Source organism: Methylobacterium sp. Leaf106, from assembly GCF_001422895.1.
Classification (GTDB): domain Bacteria; phylum Pseudomonadota; class Alphaproteobacteria; order Rhizobiales; family Beijerinckiaceae; genus Methylobacterium; species Methylobacterium bullatum.
Genome location: NZ_LMNB01000001.1, coordinates 407,255 through 425,262, shown reverse-complemented (window position 1 = coordinate 425,262; position 18,008 = coordinate 407,255). Strand labels below are relative to the sequence as shown.

The following is an 18,008-nucleotide window of genomic DNA, read 5'->3' as shown; positions in this document are numbered from 1 at the left end:
TCGCTACCGGGCATCAGCACGTGTCCCGGCGCCTCGCTGCCGCTCCTGATCGATCGCTCGGCGCTCGGAACATGGTGATCGGAATACGATCGCAGCGAGCGTACCACGGCTGCGCCGCTTTGGCCGAAGCTTCCCAATTTGTCTGATCTCCCTCGGCCGCCGTTTTCGCTTCGAAGAGCGGGTCGGCGACGGTGATGCCGCCGGCCGCGCACCGTCACGGTCGTGCCCTCGCTATCCCGGCTGCCTGCATGGCTTCAGCATAATCCCGCCACACCCTTGACGCTGGCCCACGCCCAAATATATTACGATCATCATCTCAATGATGGTGCGGTTGCCGGGGGAATGCGTGATGGATGCGAGGATTGCCCTCGGGATTGTCGGTCTTGCCCTGGCGGCCTGCTCGCCCGGTGAGACCGCCGTGTCGCCTCAACCGCCCCTGGTCCAGACCGTCGAGGTCGCGCGGGGTGGCGGAGGGATCGCGCGCTATACCGGCGTCGTCCGGGCTCGGACCGAGAGCAATCTCGGCTTTCGCGTTGGCGGCAAGATCTTCGAACGGCTCGTCGACCCGGGGGATCGGGTGACGCGGGGCCAGCCGCTGATGCGCCTGGACCGGACCGACTTCAGCCTGGCGCTCAATGCAGCCCGTGCCTCGGTGGAGGCGGCTCGCGCACAGATGATCAAGGCAAAGGCCGATGAGGAGCGCAGCCGCAAGCTCGTCTCCGACGGTTGGACCTCGAAACAGACCTACGACCAGAACAAGGGTGCGGCCGATTCCGCCATCGCGCAATTCGCCAATGCCGAGGCGCAGGCGAGCCAGATCGCCAATCAGGCCGGGTACTCCGAGTTGCAGGCGGATGCCGACGGCGTCGTGATGGAGGTGCCCTCCGAACCGGGCCAGGTTGTCGCCGCCGGGCAGACCGTGGTGAAGCTGGCGCGCGACGGCGCCCGCGAGGCCGAGGTGTTCCTGCCCGAGGGGAGCCGGCGCGCCGCGCAGGGCGAGGCTTCGGCCATCCTCTATGCCGAGGGCGAGGTGACCTATCCGGCGCGGCTGCGTGAGCTCTCCGCCACGGCGGATGCCGCGACCCGGACCTACAGGGCGCGCTACATTCTCTCGGGCGGCGGCGAGACCGCACCACTGGGCGCCACGGTGACGCTCCAACTCAAATCCACCGACGCCGCACGGGCGGCCGCGGTGGCGGTGCCGCTCGGCGCCCTGTTCGACCAGGGCCAGGGCGCGTCGGTCTGGCGCTACGACGCGGAGACCCAGACCGTCACGGCCCAATCCGTCGCCGTCGCCCGCATGGCCGAGGAGAACGCCGACATCGTCTCCGGCCTGAATCCCGGCGACCGGATCGTGGCCCTCGGGGCGCATCTCCTCAAGGCCGGGCAGAAAGTCCGGGTCTCGCCCCTCGCGACGACCGGAGTGGCACCGTGAGCGGCTTCAATCTCTCCGCGCTCGCCGTCCGGGAGCGGGCGGTCACGCTGTTCCTGCTGATCGCGCTCACCGGCGCCGGCTTCTTCGCCTTCGAGAAGCTCGGTCGGGCCGAGGACCCCGCCTTCACCGTGAAGGTCATGGTGGTTTCGGCCGCATGGCCCGGCGCCACCACGGACGAGATGCAGCGCCAGGTCGCCGATCCGCTGGAGAAGCGCCTGCAGGAGCTTGTCTACTACGACCGCGTCGAGACCACGGTCCGGCCCGGGCTCATGCTGATGAAGGTGCTGTTCAAGGACAACATGCCTCCGGCCAAGCTCCAGGCGGAGTTCTATCAGGCGCGCAAGAAGCTCTCCGACCAGGCTTCCAGCCTGCCGCGCGGCGTGCTGGGGCCGCTGTTCAACGACGAATTCTCCGACATCTACTTCGCTCTCTACGCACTTCAGGCCAAAGATCTACCGCACCGGCAATTGGTGATGCGGGCGGAGGAGCTTCGCCAGCGCCTGCTGCGCGTACCCGGCGTCGAGAAGATCAACATCCTCGGCGAGCAGGCCCAGAAGATCTTCGTCGAGATCTCCTACCAGCGCCTCGCCACGCTCGGCATCACCGGCCAGCAATTGCTGGCGGCTCTCGCCAACCAGAACGACGTGACCCCGGCCGGATTCGTCGAGGCGGGGGGACCGCGCGTCTATCTCCGCCTCGACGGCGCCATCGATGGGCTCGATGCCCTCCGCGACCTGCCCGTCGCGGCGGGCGATCGCAGCTTCAAGCTCGGCGACATCGCCGAGGTGAAGCGCGGCTACGAGGATCCGAAGACCTTCGCCATCCGCAACGATGGCGAGCCCGCGCTGATGCTCGGCCTGGTGATGAAGCCCGGCTTCAACGGGCTGAATCTCGGTGCGGCGCTCAATGCCGAGGAGATCGCGATCCATCATGAAACGCCCGTCGGCATCTCGTTCACGAAGATCACCGACCAGGCCAAGGTCATCGACGAGGCCATCCACGAGTTCATGGTCAAGTTCTTCACCGCCCTGGGGGTGGTGATCGTGGTCAGCCTCGCCGCGCTCGGCTTCCGGGTCGGCATCGTGGTGGCGCTGGCCGTGCCGCTCACCCTGTCGGCGGTGTTCGTGGTGATGATGATCACCGGTCGCGACTTCGACCGCATCACCCTGGGCGCCCTCATCATTTCGCTCGGCCTCCTCGTCGACGACGCGATCATCGCCATCGAGATGATGGTCGTGCGCATGGAGGAGGGCGCCGACCGGATCGAGGCGGCGACCTATGCCTGGAGCGCCACCGCTGCGCCGATGCTGACGGGCACCCTCGTCACCATCGCGGGCTTCCTCCCCGTGGGCTTCGCGGCGTCCACGGCCGGCGAATATGCCGGCAACATCTTCTGGGTGGTGGCCTTCTCGCTGATCATCTCCTGGATCGTGGCCGTGACCTTCACGCCCTATCTCGGGGTCAAGCTCCTGCCGAACATTAAGCGGGTGGAAGGTGGCCACGACGCGATCTACGCCACAAGGAACTACCAGCGCCTGCGCCGCCTCGTGCGGATGTCCGTCGACCACAAATGGATGGCGGCCGGTATCACCGTGGCCCTGTTCGCCGGCGCGGTGGTGGCCATGGGCAAGGTGGAGCAGCAGTTCTTCCCGAACTCGGAGCGCGCCGAGCTCATCGTCGAGGTGACCCTGCCGGCGGGCTCGGCCTTCGCCACCACCGAGGCCAGCGTGACGCGGCTGGAATCCGCCCTGCGCGAGTTGCCGGAAGCCGGTGAGATCACGAGCTATGTCGGCCAGGGCATGCCGCGCTTCGTCCTGTCCTTCGATCCCGAACTGCCCGATCCCGCCTTCGCGCAGATCGTCGTCCAGACCGCCGATGCGGCGGCGCGCGACACCCTGCGGACCAAGGTCCGCAAACTCGTCGACGAGGGGCGCTTCCCCGAGGCACGGGTGCGGGTCCTGCAGATCGTCTTCGGGCCACCGATCCGCTTCCCCGTGGCCTTCCGGGTGGTCGGGCCGAATCTCGACGTGATCCGGGGCATCGCCGCCGAGGTCAGCGACGTCATGGCGGCCAACCCGAACATGCGGATGGTCCATCTCGACTGGGGCGACAAGACCCCCAACCTGCACCTCGCTCTCGACCAGGAGCGACTGCGCCTGATCGGCCTGACACCGAAGGAGGCCGGCCAGCAATTGCAGAGCTACCTGAACGGCATGCCGGCCACCCAGGTGCGCGAGAACCTGCGCTCGGTCGATGTCCTGCTACGCAGCCCCGGCCCGGAACGGCGCTCGCTCGGCGAAGTCGGGGACCTCACCCTCGCGACGAAGGACGGGCGCCAGGTACCCCTCTCCCAGGTCGCGCGGCTCGAGAGCCGCAGCGAGGATGCGGTGCTGAAGCGCTACAACCGGGAAAGCTACATCCGGGTTCAGGGCGACGTCCTCGACGGGAAACAGCCGCCGGACATCCACGCCCAGATCTTCCCCCTGCTGGAACCGATCAAGGCCAAGCTTCCACCAGGCTACCGCATCGACACGGCGGGCGCCGTGGAGGAAAGCGCGAAGGCGATGATGTCGCTCGTGGCGGTGTTCCCAATCATGTTGATCGTGACGCTCACGGTCATCATGATCCAGGTGCGCTCCTTCGCCACCATGTTCATGGTGTTCGCCACCGCGCCGCTGGGCCTCGTGGGCGCCGCGCCGACCCTGCTGATCTTCCATCAGCCGTTCGGGTTCAACGCGATCCTCGGCCTCATCGCCCTGTCGGGCATCCTGATGCGCAACACACTCATTCTGGTGGATCAGATCCACCATGACCGGGCGTCGGGGCTGTCGGATTACGAGGCCATCGTCGAATCGACCGTGCGACGCGCCCGCCCGGTCATCCTGACCGCCGCCGCCGCCATGCTCGCCTTCATCCCGCTCACCCACTCGGTGTTTTGGGGAGCGCTGGCCTACGTCCTCATCGGCGGCGTCGGCGTGGGCACTTTGCTGACCCTGCTGTTTCTCCCGGCCCTCTACGCCCTCTGGTTCCGCGTGAAGCGGGAGCCGGCGGGAGAACGGGCATCGCCCGGCGAGGCCGCGATGGCTCACCCCGCGGCATCCTGAGCAGGACGTCGTTCGCGCCCGGCTCCACCGGGCATTCCAGGGATCGCGCGTTCAGGCCATGAATGCGCGGTACATCGACCGGCCCGCGATTGTGCCCCCCTCACGCGGGCCGGTCGGTCGTCCATCGCCTTCCGTTTATCGACCGCCACCACCGCCGGTGTTGGGAATCGCGACTTCCGGCTTGTTGGCGTTGCCCGCGGCCCCCGAATTGTTCGAGCGGCTTTCCGCGCCGGTGGAGCCATAGGCTTCGGTCCCGATGGAACCCGGACCGCTGTTATCGATGCCGCCCGGCTTCACCACCGGCACATCCGACGTGCCCGGCGAGGTCATGCGCGCCGGACCCGGCTGTTTGATCTCGGCGGGACCCGCCGACTGCGCGAAGGCAGGTGCCGAGGCGGTCAACAACACACTGGCGAGTAACGCGGCGTTCTTCGTCATCAAATGTCCCAAAGTTCACGAGTGGATCTCTGGGACGTCAACCAACGCGGCCGACGAGAGGTTTCAAGCTTCGCAGCGGATCCGTCTCGTGCTGGCCTGCGACTCGTGGCTCTCACCAGGAATGACTTCGGCGCTCAACGCAGGCGCACGGGCTCGCTACCCTCTGCCGGGTCGGCGGATATGCGATCGGCTTGCGGCAAGCTCGGCGCGGGCTCGCTCGACGGAGTCTGATCTTCGAAAACCGGATCGACGTCGCCGGGCTTGTCCGGAAGTTGGGGCCAGATCGGACGATCGGGTTGTATCGGCTTTGCCATGAAACGGCCTCCCAGCAATCGAACTCAGGAATGCACTACTGGGATATAATATGCCAGAAAAGATTCCGAAGCAGCTTGCCGCCTCAAGCTGCCAAGGTTTCACCGACAGCGATGTTCCGACAGACCGCGCGATATCCTGGCTGATGACACGGACCGACCGTTCGAGGGCGTCCGTGTCACGATGGAAACGAAAGAAGCCCCCGCCGGGCATTCCCGACGGGGGCTTCTTCGAAGCGCGCGTAATTCACGGCATTACCGCGTTGATGGGTCAGCCGCCGCTCATGCAACCGTGATCGAAGGACGACGAGCTTACCGCTCGCCGAAGCCGGAAAGAAGCTTCTCGATCTGGGCGAGTCCGTTCTCGCGGGCCTTGGCCTCGCTGGTCAGGCTGCGATCCGAGCGCTGGACGAGCTTGCCGCCTTTGCGAATGGCCCACTGATAGGTCGCGCCCTCGGTGCGGGGGCTGAGGATTTCCAGGGTGTAGGGGTATGTCGATGTTTCGGTCATGTCCCCTATATGGCGCAAGGTTCCGGCGCCTTCCACCCTTTTATACCGCATCTCTGACCGGCGAATTACGGACGGAGTGGCCATTCTCGTCGTCCCGGTCGATTGCCCCGTGGCGTCCGCCCTATCGCGGATCGGCTACCGCGCTCGCCAACACGTGGCCTGCGATACCTCCGGCGGTGGTGAGCCAGATCTCGTCGCGATGGGAGGCGATATGGGTGAGCGCCTCCCGGAGCGGCCGCAGCCGGTGCGGCTGGCCGACGATGTAGGGATGCAGAGCGATCCCCATGACGAGGGGCGCCTCCCGCGACTGCACCAGCATCTCGTCGAACGCGTCGACGATCATGGCGGCGAAGTCCCGCGCGGAGTCCTTCCTCGCGACGATAGCGGGGATGTCGTTGAGTTCCTGTGGATACGGCACGGAGAGGATGCGACCGCCGTCGCGGGTGGAGAACCAGACCGGCTGGTCGTCATGCGCCCAGTCGAGGAGATACCGGTAGCCCGCCTCCGCCAGGAGATCGGGCGTGACGCGGGATTGCGAGATCCAGGGGCCGAGCCATCCGGCGGGGGGCTTCCCTTCCTCCCGCGTCAGGGTGGCGGTGGCCTCGGCGATGAGTGCCCGCTCGGCTTCCTCTTCGAGGTTGCCCTGGCGCTCGGCATTGGTGCGGCCATGCCCGACGATCTCGTCGCCCCGCGCCCGGAAGGCCTCGATCAGGCCGGGACAATCCTCGTAGAGCCGGCTGTTGACCAGCACGCTGGCGGGAAGGCGAAGCTCGTCGAAGAGGGCCTTCATCCGAAAGGCACCGACGCGATTGCCCCAATCGCGCCAGGCGTAATTCAGCACGTCGGGCTGAGGGCCGCCGGGAGCCAGTTCGGCGCCGAGGCCCGATCCGAAATCGAAGGTCTCGAGATTGAGCGCCACGTAGACGGCGAGGCGCTTGCCCCCGGGCCAATCGTAGACCGGGCGGTCGGGCAGGGCGCTGTAGGCATAGCGGCCATGGTCGTTACCTGCGTCCGTCAAAGCGTCGCGCTCCTTCATCTGTCTCATAGGCTCAGATTGTCACGCAGCGCCGAGATAGGCGGCGGCGAGACCTTCATCGGCGGAGAGCTCCGCCGCCGATCCGGTGGCGACGACGCGGCCCTGCTCCAGGACGTAGCCGCGATCCGCAACGGTCAAGGCCAGTGCGGCCATCTGATCGACGATGAGGATGGTGACGCCCTGGTCGCGCAACTCCGCCACCACGGCGTAGAGGGCGTTGATCATGGACGGCGCAAGCCCGAGGGAGGGTTCGTCGAGGAGGAGGATGCGCGGATGCGCCATCATCCCGCGCGCGATGGCGAGCATCTGCTGCTCTCCGCCGGACAGCAGGCCGGCCCGGCTCGTCGCCCGGTCGCGCAGGCGGGGGAACCGGTCGAGCAGGGCCTCCACCTCGCTCGGATCGATGGCGGTCTTCCGTCCATGCGCGCCGAGGCGCAGGTTCTCCACGACCGACAGCTCCGGAAAGACCTGCCGGCCCTCGGGGACGAGGGCGAGGCCGAGGCGGGCGATGGCATGGGCCGGCAGGCCGGCAACGGAGCGGTTCTCCAAGATGACGGATCCGTCCACCGGACGCAGCAGGCCACTGAGCGCGCGCATGGCGGTGGATTTGCCGGCCCCGTTCGCCCCGAGGAGCGCCACGGTCTCGCCCGGACGGACATCGAGGGACAGCCGGTCGAGGACCGGAGCGGCACCGTAGCCTGCGGTCAGGTCGAGGGCTGAGAGGACCGCGTCGGCGGGGCCCGTCCATGGGGACGGACGCGGCCGGGCAGGGGTGTCGGCGCCTCCGAGATAGGCCCGCAGAACGGCGGGATCCGCCCGTACCGTGGCGGCATCCCCCAGCGCGATGGGTCGTCCTGCATCCATGACGAGGATATGGTCCGAGATGCCCATGACGAGGGGCATGTCGTGTTCGACGAGGACCACCACGATTCCGCACTCCGCGATCCGACGCAGGAGGCTGCCCAGGCGGTCGGTATCGGCGCGGGTGAGGCCCGCCGCCGGCTCGTCGAGAAGGAGGACGCGCGGTCGGCCCGCCAGAGCGCGCGCGATCTCCACGAGGCGGCGGTCCACATGCGGCAGTTCGGCGGCGGGCCGGTGGAGGGCCCCGGTATAGCCGACGAAGGCGAGGAGCGCGGTGGCAGCATCGACGTCGCTTCCTGCGCCCGCCCTGAACAGGCGTCCGGGGGCGATGGCGAGGGTCACGTTATCGATGACAGACAGTGAGCCGAACAGCCGCGTGGTCTGGTAGGTCCGCGCGATTCCGGCGCGGGCGATGCGGTGGGCGGACAGTCCGGCGAGATCCCGACCCGCGAGTCGGATCGCCCCGGCACCGGGCCGGTAGAAACCCGAGACCATGTTGAGCACGGTGGTCTTGCCGGCCCCGTTCGGGCCGATGATGCTGGTGACGGCTCCGGGGGCGGCCGTCACCGAGACGTCCTGCGCCGCCTTGATGCCGCCGAAGCTGATGCCGATCCCCTCCACCGCGAGCGCCTCGGGCTGTGGCTGGGCCAGATAGGACGCGACGTCGCCGCCGGTTCCGGACGCGGCCCCGGTGAGGCGGCGCGGCAGCAGCCGGGCAAGGCTGCCGACGATGCCCGCCGGCACCAGCCACAGCACGACCAGCGTCGCGAGGCCGAAGAACAGCAGGCGGTATTCGGCGAGACCAGACAGGGTCTCCGGCAGGAGGACGGTGACGAGGGCACCGAAGAGCGGCCCCAGCACCGTGCCGGCACCGCCCACCACCACCGAGAGCACGAACAGGATCGACTGGGTGAACGGGAACGAACTCGGCGCGATGAACAGCATCAAGGGCGGCAGCACCGCCCCGGCGAGACCGGTCAGTGCCGCCGAGATCATGAAGGCGAGGGTCTTCACCCGCACCGGATCGAAGCCGAGGGAGGCGGCGGCGACGTCCGCGTCCCGCACCGCCCGCATGGCGAGGCCGAGGCGGCTGCGCGCGAGGCGGTGGAATCCGTAGAGGGCGAGGCCGGCGCCGAGCACCGACAGGATCGCGAGTTCGCGTTCCAGGAACGGGAATCCGAACAGGGTCGGGCCGGTGGCGATGACGAGGCCGTTCTGGCCTCCGGTGAGCGCACCGCCTTCGATCAGCCCATGCTCGACGATGAAGCCGAAGGCGATCGTCACCATGGCGAGATAGGGGCCCTTCACCCGCATGGCGGGGATCGCGAGCACGCCGCCGAGAACCCCGGAGAGCAGGCCGGCAGCGGGGAGCGCCAGCCAGAAGCTGACCCCGGAAAGGGTCAGGATGGCGCTCGCATAGGCGCCGATCGCGTAGAATCCGGCATGGCCGAAGGAGATCAGACCGGTAAGGCCGAGGAGGACGTTCAGCCCCGTTCCGGCCAGCGTCGTCAACGCCACGAGGGCGATGATGAAATGGCTGTAGCCGTCGGTGGCGGCCACGAGGCCGATCCCCGCGACGGTGAGGGCGAGAATGGCGAGGGGCAGGGCGGAGCTTCCGGCGCGCATCGGCTCAGACCTTGTTCACGGCGGCCCGGCCGAGAAGGCCGTCGGGGCGCAGCGCCAGCGCGAGGATGATCACCGAGAACACCACGATCTGGGTGTAGCCGGAGCCGAGATATCCGGTGACCAGGGCCTCCACGACGCCGTAGAGCAGCCCGGCCAGGACCACGCCGGTGGCGGAGCCGATCCCGCCGAGAATGGCGACGGCGAAGGCCTTGATGCCGAACAGGGTGCCCATCTCGGCCGAGACCGAGAACAGCGGAGCGATGAGGAGGCCCGCCGCGCCAGCGAGCAGGGCGGAGAGCGCGAAGGCGCAGGCCACCGTGCGACGCACGTCGATGCCCATCAGCCGCGCGGCGTCGGCATTCTGCGCCACCGCCAGGAGAACGCGGCCGAGATCGGTCCGGCGGAACACCGTGCGGATGGCGAAGGCGACGGCGAGGCCGACCACCGGGATCACGATCTGCAGCGGGTATATCCCGGTGCCGAACAGGTCGATCGGGTCACGCGCCAGGGGCGAGGGCAGGCTGCGCGGCTCCTTGCCGAAAGTGAACAGGATGACGTTGTCGAGCACCACGCCGCCCGCCACCGTGGCCAGCAGCCAAGCATCGGAGCCACGCTCGACGAAGGGCCGTACCAGGATGCGTTCGACCACGATGCCGAGGAGCGCGCAGCCGGCCAGGGCCGCCGCCACCGCCAGGGGCATCGGCCAGCCGAGCGTGATGCCGAGCATGTAGCCGAGCACCGCCCCGAGGGTGACGGCGCTGCCTTGCGCGAAGTTCACGGTGCCGGAGACGGCATAAGTCACATGGAAGCCGAGGGCGATGAGCCCGTACATGCTCCCGAGACCGAGGCCGCTCACGAGGGAGCCGGTCAGCATGGAATTCTCACTTTCACCGTATCATGTCGTCCATCCCACCCAGCCACCTCATCCTCAGGCGCCAAAGCGAAGCGGAGGCCTCGAAGGAGGCGTCCAGTTCGCACAGTGAGTTCCGGAGACCTCCTTCGAGGCCGCTTCGCGGCGCCTCAGGATTAGGTGGCGGGTGGGATAAATGGCGATGGCCGCTCCCTCAGTTCGCCACGGCGACGATCTCGCCGTCCTTGAACCGCGTGAAGACGTAGTCCTGCGGGCCGAGCGCGTCGTGACGGTCCGGGGCGAAGGGCTTGTCGTAGGTCTTGATGAGGCCGGGATAGGTGGCGATCTTGTAGAAGCCGTCGCGCACGTCCGGCCCCTTCGTGGACTTGGCCTCGCCGATCGCGAGGGCCAGGAGATGCGTCGCGTCATAGGCGTTGGCGATGCCCACCGCCGGGGTCACGTCGGCCATCGACTTGATCGCCGAGTACTTCGCCTTCAGGGCATCGAGCACGGCGACGGCCTTGGGCGAGGCGTTGCCGGCGAAGGTGAAGGTCTGGATGAAATGGACCTTGGCCGCGCTCGGGCCGGCCAGTTCGTCGAAGCGACCGCCGGCCGGTCCCCAATGCGACACGACGGGAACGGTCCAGCCCATCCGGTCGAGGGATTTCACCACCTGGGCCGAGGGTCCGACATTGCCGACCATGAACAGGGCGTCGGCGCCGGCCTCCTTCAGCCGGGTCAGCTGGGGCACCATGTCCACATCGGACGCCTCGAATTTCTCGATGCCGGCGGCAGGCAGGCCCGCGGCCTTCAAGGCCGCCGTGAGGCCCTGCTGGTTCGACTCGCCCCAGGCGTTGTTGACGAGGATCATGCCGGGCTTCTTGGCCTGGTAGGTCTTGACGGCGTAGGCGACGAGGGCCTCGTCCACGAGGGCGTCCACCGCCGAGACGCGGAACGCGTAATTGTCGGCTGCACCGTTGCGGGTGATGCCGGTGCCCGCCGCCCAGGGGCCGAGGAAGGGCACCTTCATCTGGTTGGCGATGGGCACGATCGCCATGGATACCGGGGTATCGAGACCGCCGACCAGGGCGACGACGCCGACGCGCTGGACCAGCTCTCGGGCGGCCAGCACGCCCTTCGACGGGTTGGCTTCGTCGTCGCGGGCCACGAGTTCCAGGGGACGCCCGAGGACGCCTCCGGCCGCGTTGATCTCGTCGATGGCGAGCCCGATGCCGCGCGAGATCGCTTCGCCCGATTTCGCCGATTGACCGGACAGGGCGGTGACGAGGCCGATCTTGATCGACTCGGCCGCCTTGACCGGCGCGATCAGCGCAAGCCCGATCAAGGCGGTCGCGCCGAGGGCGAGGCGGCGGGTCATCGGCGATGGGCTGTGCTTGCGCATGGATCGGAGCTCCGGAAGAATTGCATCCGTCGCCGCAACCGCCATGCCATTTGCCAGGATATTGAAATAACTCAATTATTCAGCGGCGCGCGAATTCCCCTGCCTGCTTTCACGCCAAATTGCATACACTTATTGCATGCACTTCGGTCGAGCTTCGGGCAGGTTCGGGATCGAATGGAGAGCGAGAGCATGAGCGACAGATCGAGCACCGATACCGGCACCGACGCGGCCATCGTCACCGCCTATCTCGAAGCCTCCATGGTGCCGGATCCGGAGAGGGCGGCGGGCTACATGGCGCCGGGGATCGAGATCGTCTTCACCGGCGGCCGCGTCTTCCGGCATCCGCGCGAGGTGACGGCGTTCAACGCGGGCCGCTATGCCTGGGTGAAGAAGCGCATGGAGCGTCTGGACGTGGTGCCGGGGGAGGGGTTCACCACGGTCTACAGCCTCGGCACCCTCTACGGCGAATGGCCGGACGGCACCCCGTTCGAGGGCAACCGCTACGTCGACCGCTTCACCGTCCGTGACGGGCTGATCGTGACGATGGAGGTCTGGAACGACAGCGCCGAACGCTTGCTCACGAAGCACGGCGTCTCGGCATAGGCGAGCGCGCTCAGGCGTCGGCTCCGGCGAGCCGCCGTGTATCGACGAAGGTCCGGCCGTCCGCAAAGCGGTAGCTGACGCTTTCCGAGAACCGGCCGTTGGCGCGGACCAGAATGGCGGCGGGGCGGGTGAGTTCCTCGGTCCGCGCCAGGGCCTCGACGACGGTCATGGGCACATCTCGCGCCCCGCCGAGCTGGCGCCACCATTGCACCGCCTTCTCGCGACCATAGCCCGCCTGCTCCAGGGCGATCCGCACCCGGTGGCTCGATCCGTCCTCGGTCCGGAACTCGACATCGAGGCTGCCGGACGCCGCATGGCGACCGAGCCGCCATCGGGAGATACCCTGCCAGACCGGAACCGTGCGGGACAGGATCGGATGTTCGTCGTCGGCCGCTGCCTCGTGGCCAGGCCCATCCTCCTCGGTCTTGTCCGGCTCCACCCAGCACGCCTCGCAGGTGCTGGCATTGAGGGCGATGAGCGCGCCGCAGCCGGGGCAGGGCTTGGCCCGCACCTCGCCCTCACGGCCCTTGATCGCGGCGGCACTGCGCGCGGTGACGATGTCCACCGGCCCGTGCATCCGCACCAGCCCGGCATAGTCGAGGATCAGCGCATCGGACTTGCCCGGCGCGGTGCGCAAGGCACGACCCACCTGCTGGACGTAGAGCCCCGTGCTCTGGGTCGGCCGCAACAGGGCGATGAGATCCACGCGCGGCACGTTGAAGCCGGTGGAGAGGACGCCCACCGAGGTGAGGCAGCGCAGGCGCCCGGCGGTGAAGTCGCGCACGATCCGGTCGCGCTGGCGCTTGCCGGTCTCGCCCGTCACCATCTCGCAGCTGAAGCCCTCCGCCCGAACCGCATCGCGCACCGCCTCCGCATGGGCGACGCCCGCGCAGAAGGCGAGCCAGGCCCGGCGGTCGCGGCCGAAACCGGCCATTTCCTCCACCGCCGCGCGGGTGATCCAGTCCTGGTTCACCGCCGCTTCGAGGGCGCTGGGAATGTAGTCGCCGCCGCGCTTGGCGACGCCCGAGACGTCGAGCGCCGTGGCGGTGGCCTTGCAGATCAGGGGGGCGAGGTAGCCCTGGTGGATCAGGTCGCCGACATTGGCCTCGTAGACGATCCGCTCGAACAGCCGGCCCTCGCCCTCGTCGAGGCGGCCGCTATCGAGCCGGTACGGGGTCGCGGTGAGGCCGACGACGCGCAGGTCCGGCCGAGCGGCGCGCAGGCCCGAGAGGAACCGACCGTAGCGGGTCTCGGCATCGCGCGGGATCAGATGGGCCTCGTCCACCACCACGACGTCGAAGGCACCGATGGCGTCGAGGCGGTTCCAGACCGATTGGATGCCGCAGAACAGGATCTGCGTCGCGGTCTCGCGCCGGTTGAGCCCGGCCGAGTAGATGCCGGCCGGCGCATCCGGCCAGTAGGTCATGAGCTCACGATGATTCTGGGCGATGAGCTCGCGGGTATGGGTGACGATGGCGATCCGCGCATCGGGACGCTCGGCGATCACCTCCCGCACCAGGGCCGCGATGACGAAGGCCTTGCCCGCCCCCGTGGGCAGGACGATCAGCCCATCGCCGGTCTCGTCGCGCCACGAGGCATAGAGGGCATCGAGGCTGGCACGCTGGTAGGGTCTGAGATCCATCGCCGGCTCTGTACGGCCGTTCTCGCAGAACCGGAACAGCAGTCCAGCGGGATGCGGCCTCGCCGGCCGCTCAAGCCCCTCCGCCGACGACCTCATCGCGCATCACCCGCGCGATGCGCTCCACCATGCCCTGCGACAGACGCACGAACTGCCCGGTGCCATGCCCGCGCCCATCGAGCAACTCGGCGAAGACGGGTTTGGCGGGCTCGCAGACCAGGGCCGCTACCGGCCTCGTATTGCGCCGCTTGGCCCGCAGCCGCTCGGCCAGCGCATCGGGAACGAACGGTTCACGCAAGGCGGGCTTCTCCTGTCAGGGCCGGCTGTCCGAGGAGAGGGGCCTAGGCTTTCAGGGTTGCCGAGAGATTAAAGCCGATGGATTGGCGCATGTCGCAAGCCGGCGCGGAATCGCATTTGCGCCGCTTCAACCAGCCCGGCGTCGCAACGTACTCTTCTCGGTGACGTAGGGCGCCAGGACCCGGCCGAGGTCGCGGTCTCGCGGCGGCTCGGCGACGATGTGCGCGCGCACCGCCACGGCATCGAGGTGGTGATCCATCAGGTGGGTCGCCCGGTCGACGTCGCCGGCCATCAGCGCGGCCACGATCTCGCGGTGTTCGTTGACGGCACAATCGGACGAATGCGGCCGGCTGTAGAGCGAGAGGGTCAGCGCGCAGCGATAGCCGAGCTCGGCCACGTAGCGGACGAGGACGGGGCTGCCGGTCATCCGCGCCAGAAGCAAGTGGAACTCGGTGGCGAGGCGGATCGACGGGGCTTCGGGTCCGCCGCGAACCGCGTCCTCCTGGTCGATATGGGCGAGCAGGATCGCTTCCTGCTCGGCGGTGAGGCGACCGGCCAGGCGCTGGACCACGAGGCGCTCGAGGGAAATGCGGACCTCGAACGTGTCGCGCGCCTCTTCCCAGCTCGGGGTCGCCACGATGGCGATCCGGTTGCGGCGCAGTTCCACCAGTCCCTCACCGGCGAGTTGCCCCAGAGCCTGCCGCGCGATGGTGCGGCTCACGCCGAAGCGCTCGCCCAGGGCATCCTCCGGCAGGCGGTCACCGGGTGCCAACGCACGCTCGACGATGGCGCGGCGCAGGGACTGGCACATCATGCCCACGCGATCCTTGGCCGCCTGCGTCTCGACTCCCGCCATCGTCTCCCACATCCCTACTCTCGAAGCGCTCCGGCCTGGCGCGTGTCTCGGGCACGCTTTCCATCGTCGCTCTCCCTCGGCCGACGCGCCATGCATGAGAGAGACCAAAGCTGAGCGGCAATGAATGGCTCATCCGGAAGTTGCAAGGCCGACGCCTCGCGGAACGGCGCTCCGCTGGACGTTCCCCGGCGCAACTGCCATCACCTCGACGATCCGAACGGGCGGCCGGAGACGCTCCTCGCCGCCCCCTGAGCGGGTTCGCGTCGGCAGGCCGAGGTTTCACCTCGCTCCTACCTTTGGGGTGTCAGAGGTTTCGGAACGCCAAACCGGTGACCGTCTTGGTGAAACCTGCTTAGAACGAGCCACCCGCTTCCCATCAACCGCGTCCCCGCGAGCCACCCGATGACGATGCTCTCGCTCCTGTCCATGCGCGCCCGTATCGAAGCGGGGTCGCTCACCCCCGCGCAGGCCGTGGCGCTGACCCGGGACGCGATAGCCGAGCACGAACCATCGATCCGCGCCTTCGTGGCGACCGATCCCGATCCGCACGTTCCCGATGCGGGACCGCTCGCTGGAATCGCGGTGGGCATCAAGGACATCATCGACACCGCCCACCTGCCGACGCAGATGGGGTCGTCGATCTATCGTGGCTGGCAGCCGCGCGCCGATGCCCCCATCGTGGCGCGGCTGAAGCGCCTCGGCGCAGTGCCCCTGGCCAAGACCACCACCACCGCCTTCGCCTTCATCGATCCGACCGAGACCCGCAATCCCCGTGCGCCGGGCCGCACGCCGGGCGGATCCTCCGCCGGTTCGGCGGCGGCCGTGGCCGCGGGCATGCTGCCGCTGGCCCTGGGAACTCAGACCGGCGGCTCGGTGATCCGGCCGGCTGCCTATTGCGGCGTGGTCGGCGTGAAACCGTCGTTCCGACTGCTGCCGACGGTGGGGGTGAAATGCTTCTCCTGGACCCTCGACACGCTCGGCCTGTTCGCCGCAAGCGCGGCCGATGCCGCCCATGCCCTCGCCCTCATCGCCGGCCGGCCGGAGATCGACCAGCCCGCCACGGTGCCGCGGATCGGGCTGCTCGTCCCGGATTATTGCGAGGCTGCCGAACCCGAGGCGCTGGAGGCCCTCGACCGGGCGCGGGCTATGGCGGAAGCGGCGGGCGCCGGCATCCGCGCCTTCACGCTGCCCGACGAGTTCCGCCATGCCTTCGACGAGCATGCGACGATCCAGGATTTCGAATCCGCGCAAGCCCTCGCCTGGGAATACGAAACCCACCGCGATTCGCTCCCGCCGCTCCTGCGCGCCCATCTCGACACATCCCGGACCATCGAGGCCGCCGCCTACGACGCGGCCCGGCGCGTGGCGCATCACGCCAGGCGCAGCCTGAGGGACATCCTGCGCAATTCCGACCTCGACGTCCTGCTGACGGTCTCGGCCCCGGGCCCAGCGCCGGAGGGTTACGCCTCCACCGGCGATTCCCGCTTCAACCGGCTCTGGACGATGATGGGCGTGCCGTGCGTCACCGTCCCCGTGCCGGGGGAGGGCCCGCCGCTCGGGGTGCAGGTCATCGCCCGCTTCGGAGACGATGCGCGAGCGCTCGCGGCGGCAAAATTCCTGGAGAAAGCTTTCACCGACTGGCCATGAGGTCGTCCCGAATGTCCGGACACCGGTACATTTCGGCGGGTCGCACCGACGAAGGTCAAAGTATTGCGACACGCAATGCGTCGAGCGTCACGAAAACGCCGGTGTCACGCTGCATCAGCGTATAAAGCGGCTCCGCGCCGACGATGTCTTCCAGATCGATCCGCCGAACGGTGAGCCACCTCTTCATGCGCCTGCTTCGGCTCTTATTGATCCTTCCGCTCCTTGTGTCGTCCCATGTGATCCACGCGGCGGAAGTCCCGCCGGCGAGCGGTTCCACCGCGCCCGCGCCGGCGGTGACCATCGTCGCCGCCGCCGATCGCGAGATCGTCGAGCAGGCGGTGGTCACCGGCACCCTGGTCCCGCGCGACGAGATCCTGGTGGCGCCCGAAATCGAGGGCTACCGCATCACCGAATTGCTGGTGGAGGAAGGCGCCGAGGTCGAGAAAGGGCAGGTTCTGGCCCGGCTCTCCCTGGAGATGATCGCCACGCAGGAGGCGGCCAACGTCGCCGCCATCGCCAAGGCTCAGGCGGCCATCGTTCAGGCCCGCAGCCAGATCGTCCAATCCGAGGCCGCGCAGATCGAGGCCAATCTTTCGCTGGAGCGTGCCCGCTCACTCATCAAGACCGGGAACGCCACGGCGGCGGTGCTGGAGCAGCGGGTCTCGGCCGCCCAAGGCGGCGAAGGCAGGCTCGCTGCCGCGAAGGGCGGCCTGCAACTTGCCGAAGCGGATCTCGCGGCGGCGCGGGCGCAGAGCAACGAGATCGCCCTCAGGCGCGCGCGCACCGACATCAAGGCACCCGACGGAGGCATCGTCAGCCGCCGCATCGCCCGGATCGGCGCGGCGGCGACCTCCACGGGCGAACCGTTGTTCCGGCTCATCGCGCGCGGCGAAATCGAACTCGAAGGCGAGGTGCCGGAAACCTGGATGCCCCGGATCGAGCGCGGCAACATCGTGCGTCTCGAAGCGGACCAGGGGAGGATCGTGACGGGCAAGGTCCGCCGGATCGACCCGGAGATCGACCGGCTGACGCGCCTCGGCAAGATCCGCATCAGCCTCGACCGCGACCCGGCCCTGCGTATCGGTGCCTTCGCCCGCGGCAAGGTCGAGGTGGCGCGGCGCAACTCCGTGGCCGTTCCCCTCTCCGCCGTACTCTACGGGATCGATGGCGCGGCCCTCGTCTACGTGGTGAATGACGGCACGGTGGAGGCCCGCAAGGTCGTCTCCGGCCTCGCGGCGGACGGGTTCATGGAAATCCGCGAGGGGTTGAGATCCGGCGAGGCCGTCGTCGCGCGGGCGAGCAGCTTTCTGCGCCATGGCGACCGGGTCAGACCGGTGCAGCCGAAGGCCGAAGCCGCCGCCTCCGTGACGTCGCGCTGAGAATCGGACCCGTC

15 protein-coding genes are annotated in these 18,008 nt (G+C 68.5%); 5 read left to right on the top strand and 10 right to left on the bottom strand.

Features of this window, described 5'->3' with window-relative positions; genetic code table 11:
• The first annotated feature begins 349 nt into the window (after positions 1-349).
• Positions 350-1,435: an efflux RND transporter periplasmic adaptor subunit gene (locus ASF34_RS02145; RefSeq protein WP_056158895.1), complete on the top strand. Its 1,086-nt coding sequence runs from the start codon at positions 350-352 to the stop codon at positions 1,433-1,435.
• Complete coding sequence (locus ASF34_RS02140) at positions 1,432-4,539, top strand: efflux RND transporter permease subunit (protein ID WP_056158211.1); 3,108 nt, start codon at positions 1,432-1,434, stop codon at positions 4,537-4,539. Before ASF34_RS02145 ends, ASF34_RS02140 begins: the two co-directional genes overlap by 4 nt.
• Before the next feature lie 135 nt (positions 4,540-4,674).
• Here the strand turns inward: ASF34_RS02140 and ASF34_RS02135 are convergent, their stop codons facing one another.
• The 6 genes from ASF34_RS02135 to ASF34_RS02110 form a co-directional block, all read right to left on the bottom strand.
• Entirely contained in the window at positions 4,675-4,977 is a 303-nt protein-coding gene (locus ASF34_RS02135; protein ID WP_018042693.1) for a hypothetical protein, read from the bottom strand.
• 623 nt (positions 4,978-5,600) lie between these two features.
• Entirely contained in the window at positions 5,601-5,798 is a 198-nt protein-coding gene (locus ASF34_RS02130; protein WP_018042694.1) for a hypothetical protein, read from the bottom strand.
• Between the two features lie 121 nt (positions 5,799-5,919).
• Positions 5,920-6,834, bottom strand: coding sequence for a polysaccharide deacetylase family protein (locus ASF34_RS02125; protein WP_056158208.1), 915 nt, complete (start codon positions 6,832-6,834; stop codon positions 5,920-5,922).
• Positions 6,835-6,855: 21 nt separating this feature from the next.
• Positions 6,856-9,321, bottom strand: a complete 2,466-nt coding sequence (locus ASF34_RS02120; RefSeq protein WP_056158206.1) for a branched-chain amino acid ABC transporter ATP-binding protein/permease — start codon at positions 9,319-9,321, stop codon at positions 6,856-6,858.
• A 4-nt stretch (positions 9,322-9,325) separates the two neighbouring features.
• Positions 9,326-10,195 carry a branched-chain amino acid ABC transporter permease gene (locus ASF34_RS02115; protein WP_018042697.1) on the bottom strand — a complete coding sequence of 290 codons (870 nt, stop codon included), beginning with the start codon at positions 10,193-10,195 and terminating at the stop codon, positions 9,326-9,328.
• Between the two features lie 190 nt (positions 10,196-10,385).
• Positions 10,386-11,573, bottom strand: a complete 1,188-nt coding sequence (locus tag ASF34_RS02110) for an ABC transporter substrate-binding protein (protein ID WP_056158203.1) — start codon at positions 11,571-11,573, stop codon at positions 10,386-10,388.
• A gap of 189 nt (positions 11,574-11,762) precedes the next feature.
• On the opposite strand from ASF34_RS02110, the gene ASF34_RS02105 reads away from it, so the two are divergent.
• Complete coding sequence (locus ASF34_RS02105) at positions 11,763-12,176, top strand: nuclear transport factor 2 family protein (protein ID WP_056158892.1); 414 nt, start codon at positions 11,763-11,765, stop codon at positions 12,174-12,176.
• Between the two features lie 10 nt (positions 12,177-12,186).
• On the opposite strand, the gene ASF34_RS02100 is transcribed toward ASF34_RS02105, so the two are convergent.
• The 3 genes from ASF34_RS02100 to ASF34_RS02090 form a co-directional block, all read right to left on the bottom strand.
• Positions 12,187-13,818, bottom strand: a complete 1,632-nt coding sequence (locus ASF34_RS02100) for a DEAD/DEAH box helicase (RefSeq protein WP_056158200.1) — start codon at positions 13,816-13,818, stop codon at positions 12,187-12,189.
• 70 nt (positions 13,819-13,888) lie between these two features.
• Entirely contained in the window at positions 13,889-14,113 is a 225-nt protein-coding gene (locus ASF34_RS02095; protein WP_018042701.1) for a hypothetical protein, read from the bottom strand.
• Between the two features lie 126 nt (positions 14,114-14,239).
• Positions 14,240-14,968 (bottom strand): GntR family transcriptional regulator, encoded by a 729-nt coding sequence (locus ASF34_RS02090; RefSeq protein ID WP_018042702.1) that lies wholly within the window; start codon positions 14,966-14,968, stop codon positions 14,240-14,242.
• Between the two features lie 408 nt (positions 14,969-15,376).
• On the opposite strand from ASF34_RS02090, the gene ASF34_RS02085 reads away from it, so the two are divergent.
• Positions 15,377-16,615: an amidase gene (locus ASF34_RS02085; protein WP_056158890.1), complete on the top strand. Its 1,239-nt coding sequence runs from the start codon at positions 15,377-15,379 to the stop codon at positions 16,613-16,615.
• A 55-nt stretch (positions 16,616-16,670) separates the two neighbouring features.
• On the opposite strand, the gene ASF34_RS23575 is transcribed toward ASF34_RS02085, so the two are convergent.
• Positions 16,671-16,802, bottom strand: coding sequence for a hypothetical protein (locus tag ASF34_RS23575; protein WP_274533737.1), 132 nt, complete (start codon positions 16,800-16,802; stop codon positions 16,671-16,673).
• Between ASF34_RS23575 and ASF34_RS02080 the strand changes: the two genes are divergently transcribed.
• Positions 16,801-17,994, top strand: coding sequence for an efflux RND transporter periplasmic adaptor subunit (locus ASF34_RS02080; RefSeq protein WP_056158197.1), 1,194 nt, complete (start codon positions 16,801-16,803; stop codon positions 17,992-17,994). The genes ASF34_RS23575 and ASF34_RS02080 overlap by 2 nt on opposite strands.
• Positions 17,995-18,008 lie beyond the last annotated feature (14 nt).

Excerpts from the sequence above, each read along its gene's own strand:
- ASF34_RS02135 (WP_018042693.1), bottom strand. The coding sequence starts at position 4,977 with ATGACGAAGAACGCCGCGTTACTCGCCAGTGTGTTGTTGACCGCCTCG.
- ASF34_RS02130 (WP_018042694.1), bottom strand. The coding sequence starts at position 5,798 with ATGACCGAAACATCGACATACCCCTACACCCTGGAAATCCTCAGCCCC.
- ASF34_RS02125 (WP_056158208.1), bottom strand. The coding sequence starts at position 6,834 with ATGAAGGAGCGCGACGCTTTGACGGACGCAGGTAACGACCATGGCCGC.
- ASF34_RS02115 (WP_018042697.1), bottom strand. The coding sequence starts at position 10,195 with ATGCTGACCGGCTCCCTCGTGAGCGGCCTCGGTCTCGGGAGCATGTAC.
- ASF34_RS02090 (WP_018042702.1), bottom strand. The coding sequence starts at position 14,968 with ATGGCGGGAGTCGAGACGCAGGCGGCCAAGGATCGCGTGGGCATGATG.
- ASF34_RS02085 (WP_056158890.1), top strand. The coding sequence starts at position 15,377 with ATGCTCTCGCTCCTGTCCATGCGCGCCCGTATCGAAGCGGGGTCGCTC.
- ASF34_RS02120 (WP_056158206.1), bottom strand. The coding sequence starts at position 9,321 with ATGCGCGCCGGAAGCTCCGCCCTGCCCCTCGCCATTCTCGCCCTCACC.
- ASF34_RS02105 (WP_056158892.1), top strand. The coding sequence starts at position 11,763 with ATGAGCGACAGATCGAGCACCGATACCGGCACCGACGCGGCCATCGTC.
- ASF34_RS02145 (WP_056158895.1), top strand. The coding sequence starts at position 350 with ATGGATGCGAGGATTGCCCTCGGGATTGTCGGTCTTGCCCTGGCGGCC.
- ASF34_RS02100 (WP_056158200.1), bottom strand. The coding sequence starts at position 13,818 with ATGGATCTCAGACCCTACCAGCGTGCCAGCCTCGATGCCCTCTATGCC.
- ASF34_RS23575 (WP_274533737.1), bottom strand. The coding sequence starts at position 16,802 with ATGAAGAGGTGGCTCACCGTTCGGCGGATCGATCTGGAAGACATCGTC.
- ASF34_RS02080 (WP_056158197.1), top strand. The coding sequence starts at position 16,801 with ATGCGCCTGCTTCGGCTCTTATTGATCCTTCCGCTCCTTGTGTCGTCC.
- ASF34_RS02110 (WP_056158203.1), bottom strand. The coding sequence starts at position 11,573 with ATGCGCAAGCACAGCCCATCGCCGATGACCCGCCGCCTCGCCCTCGGC.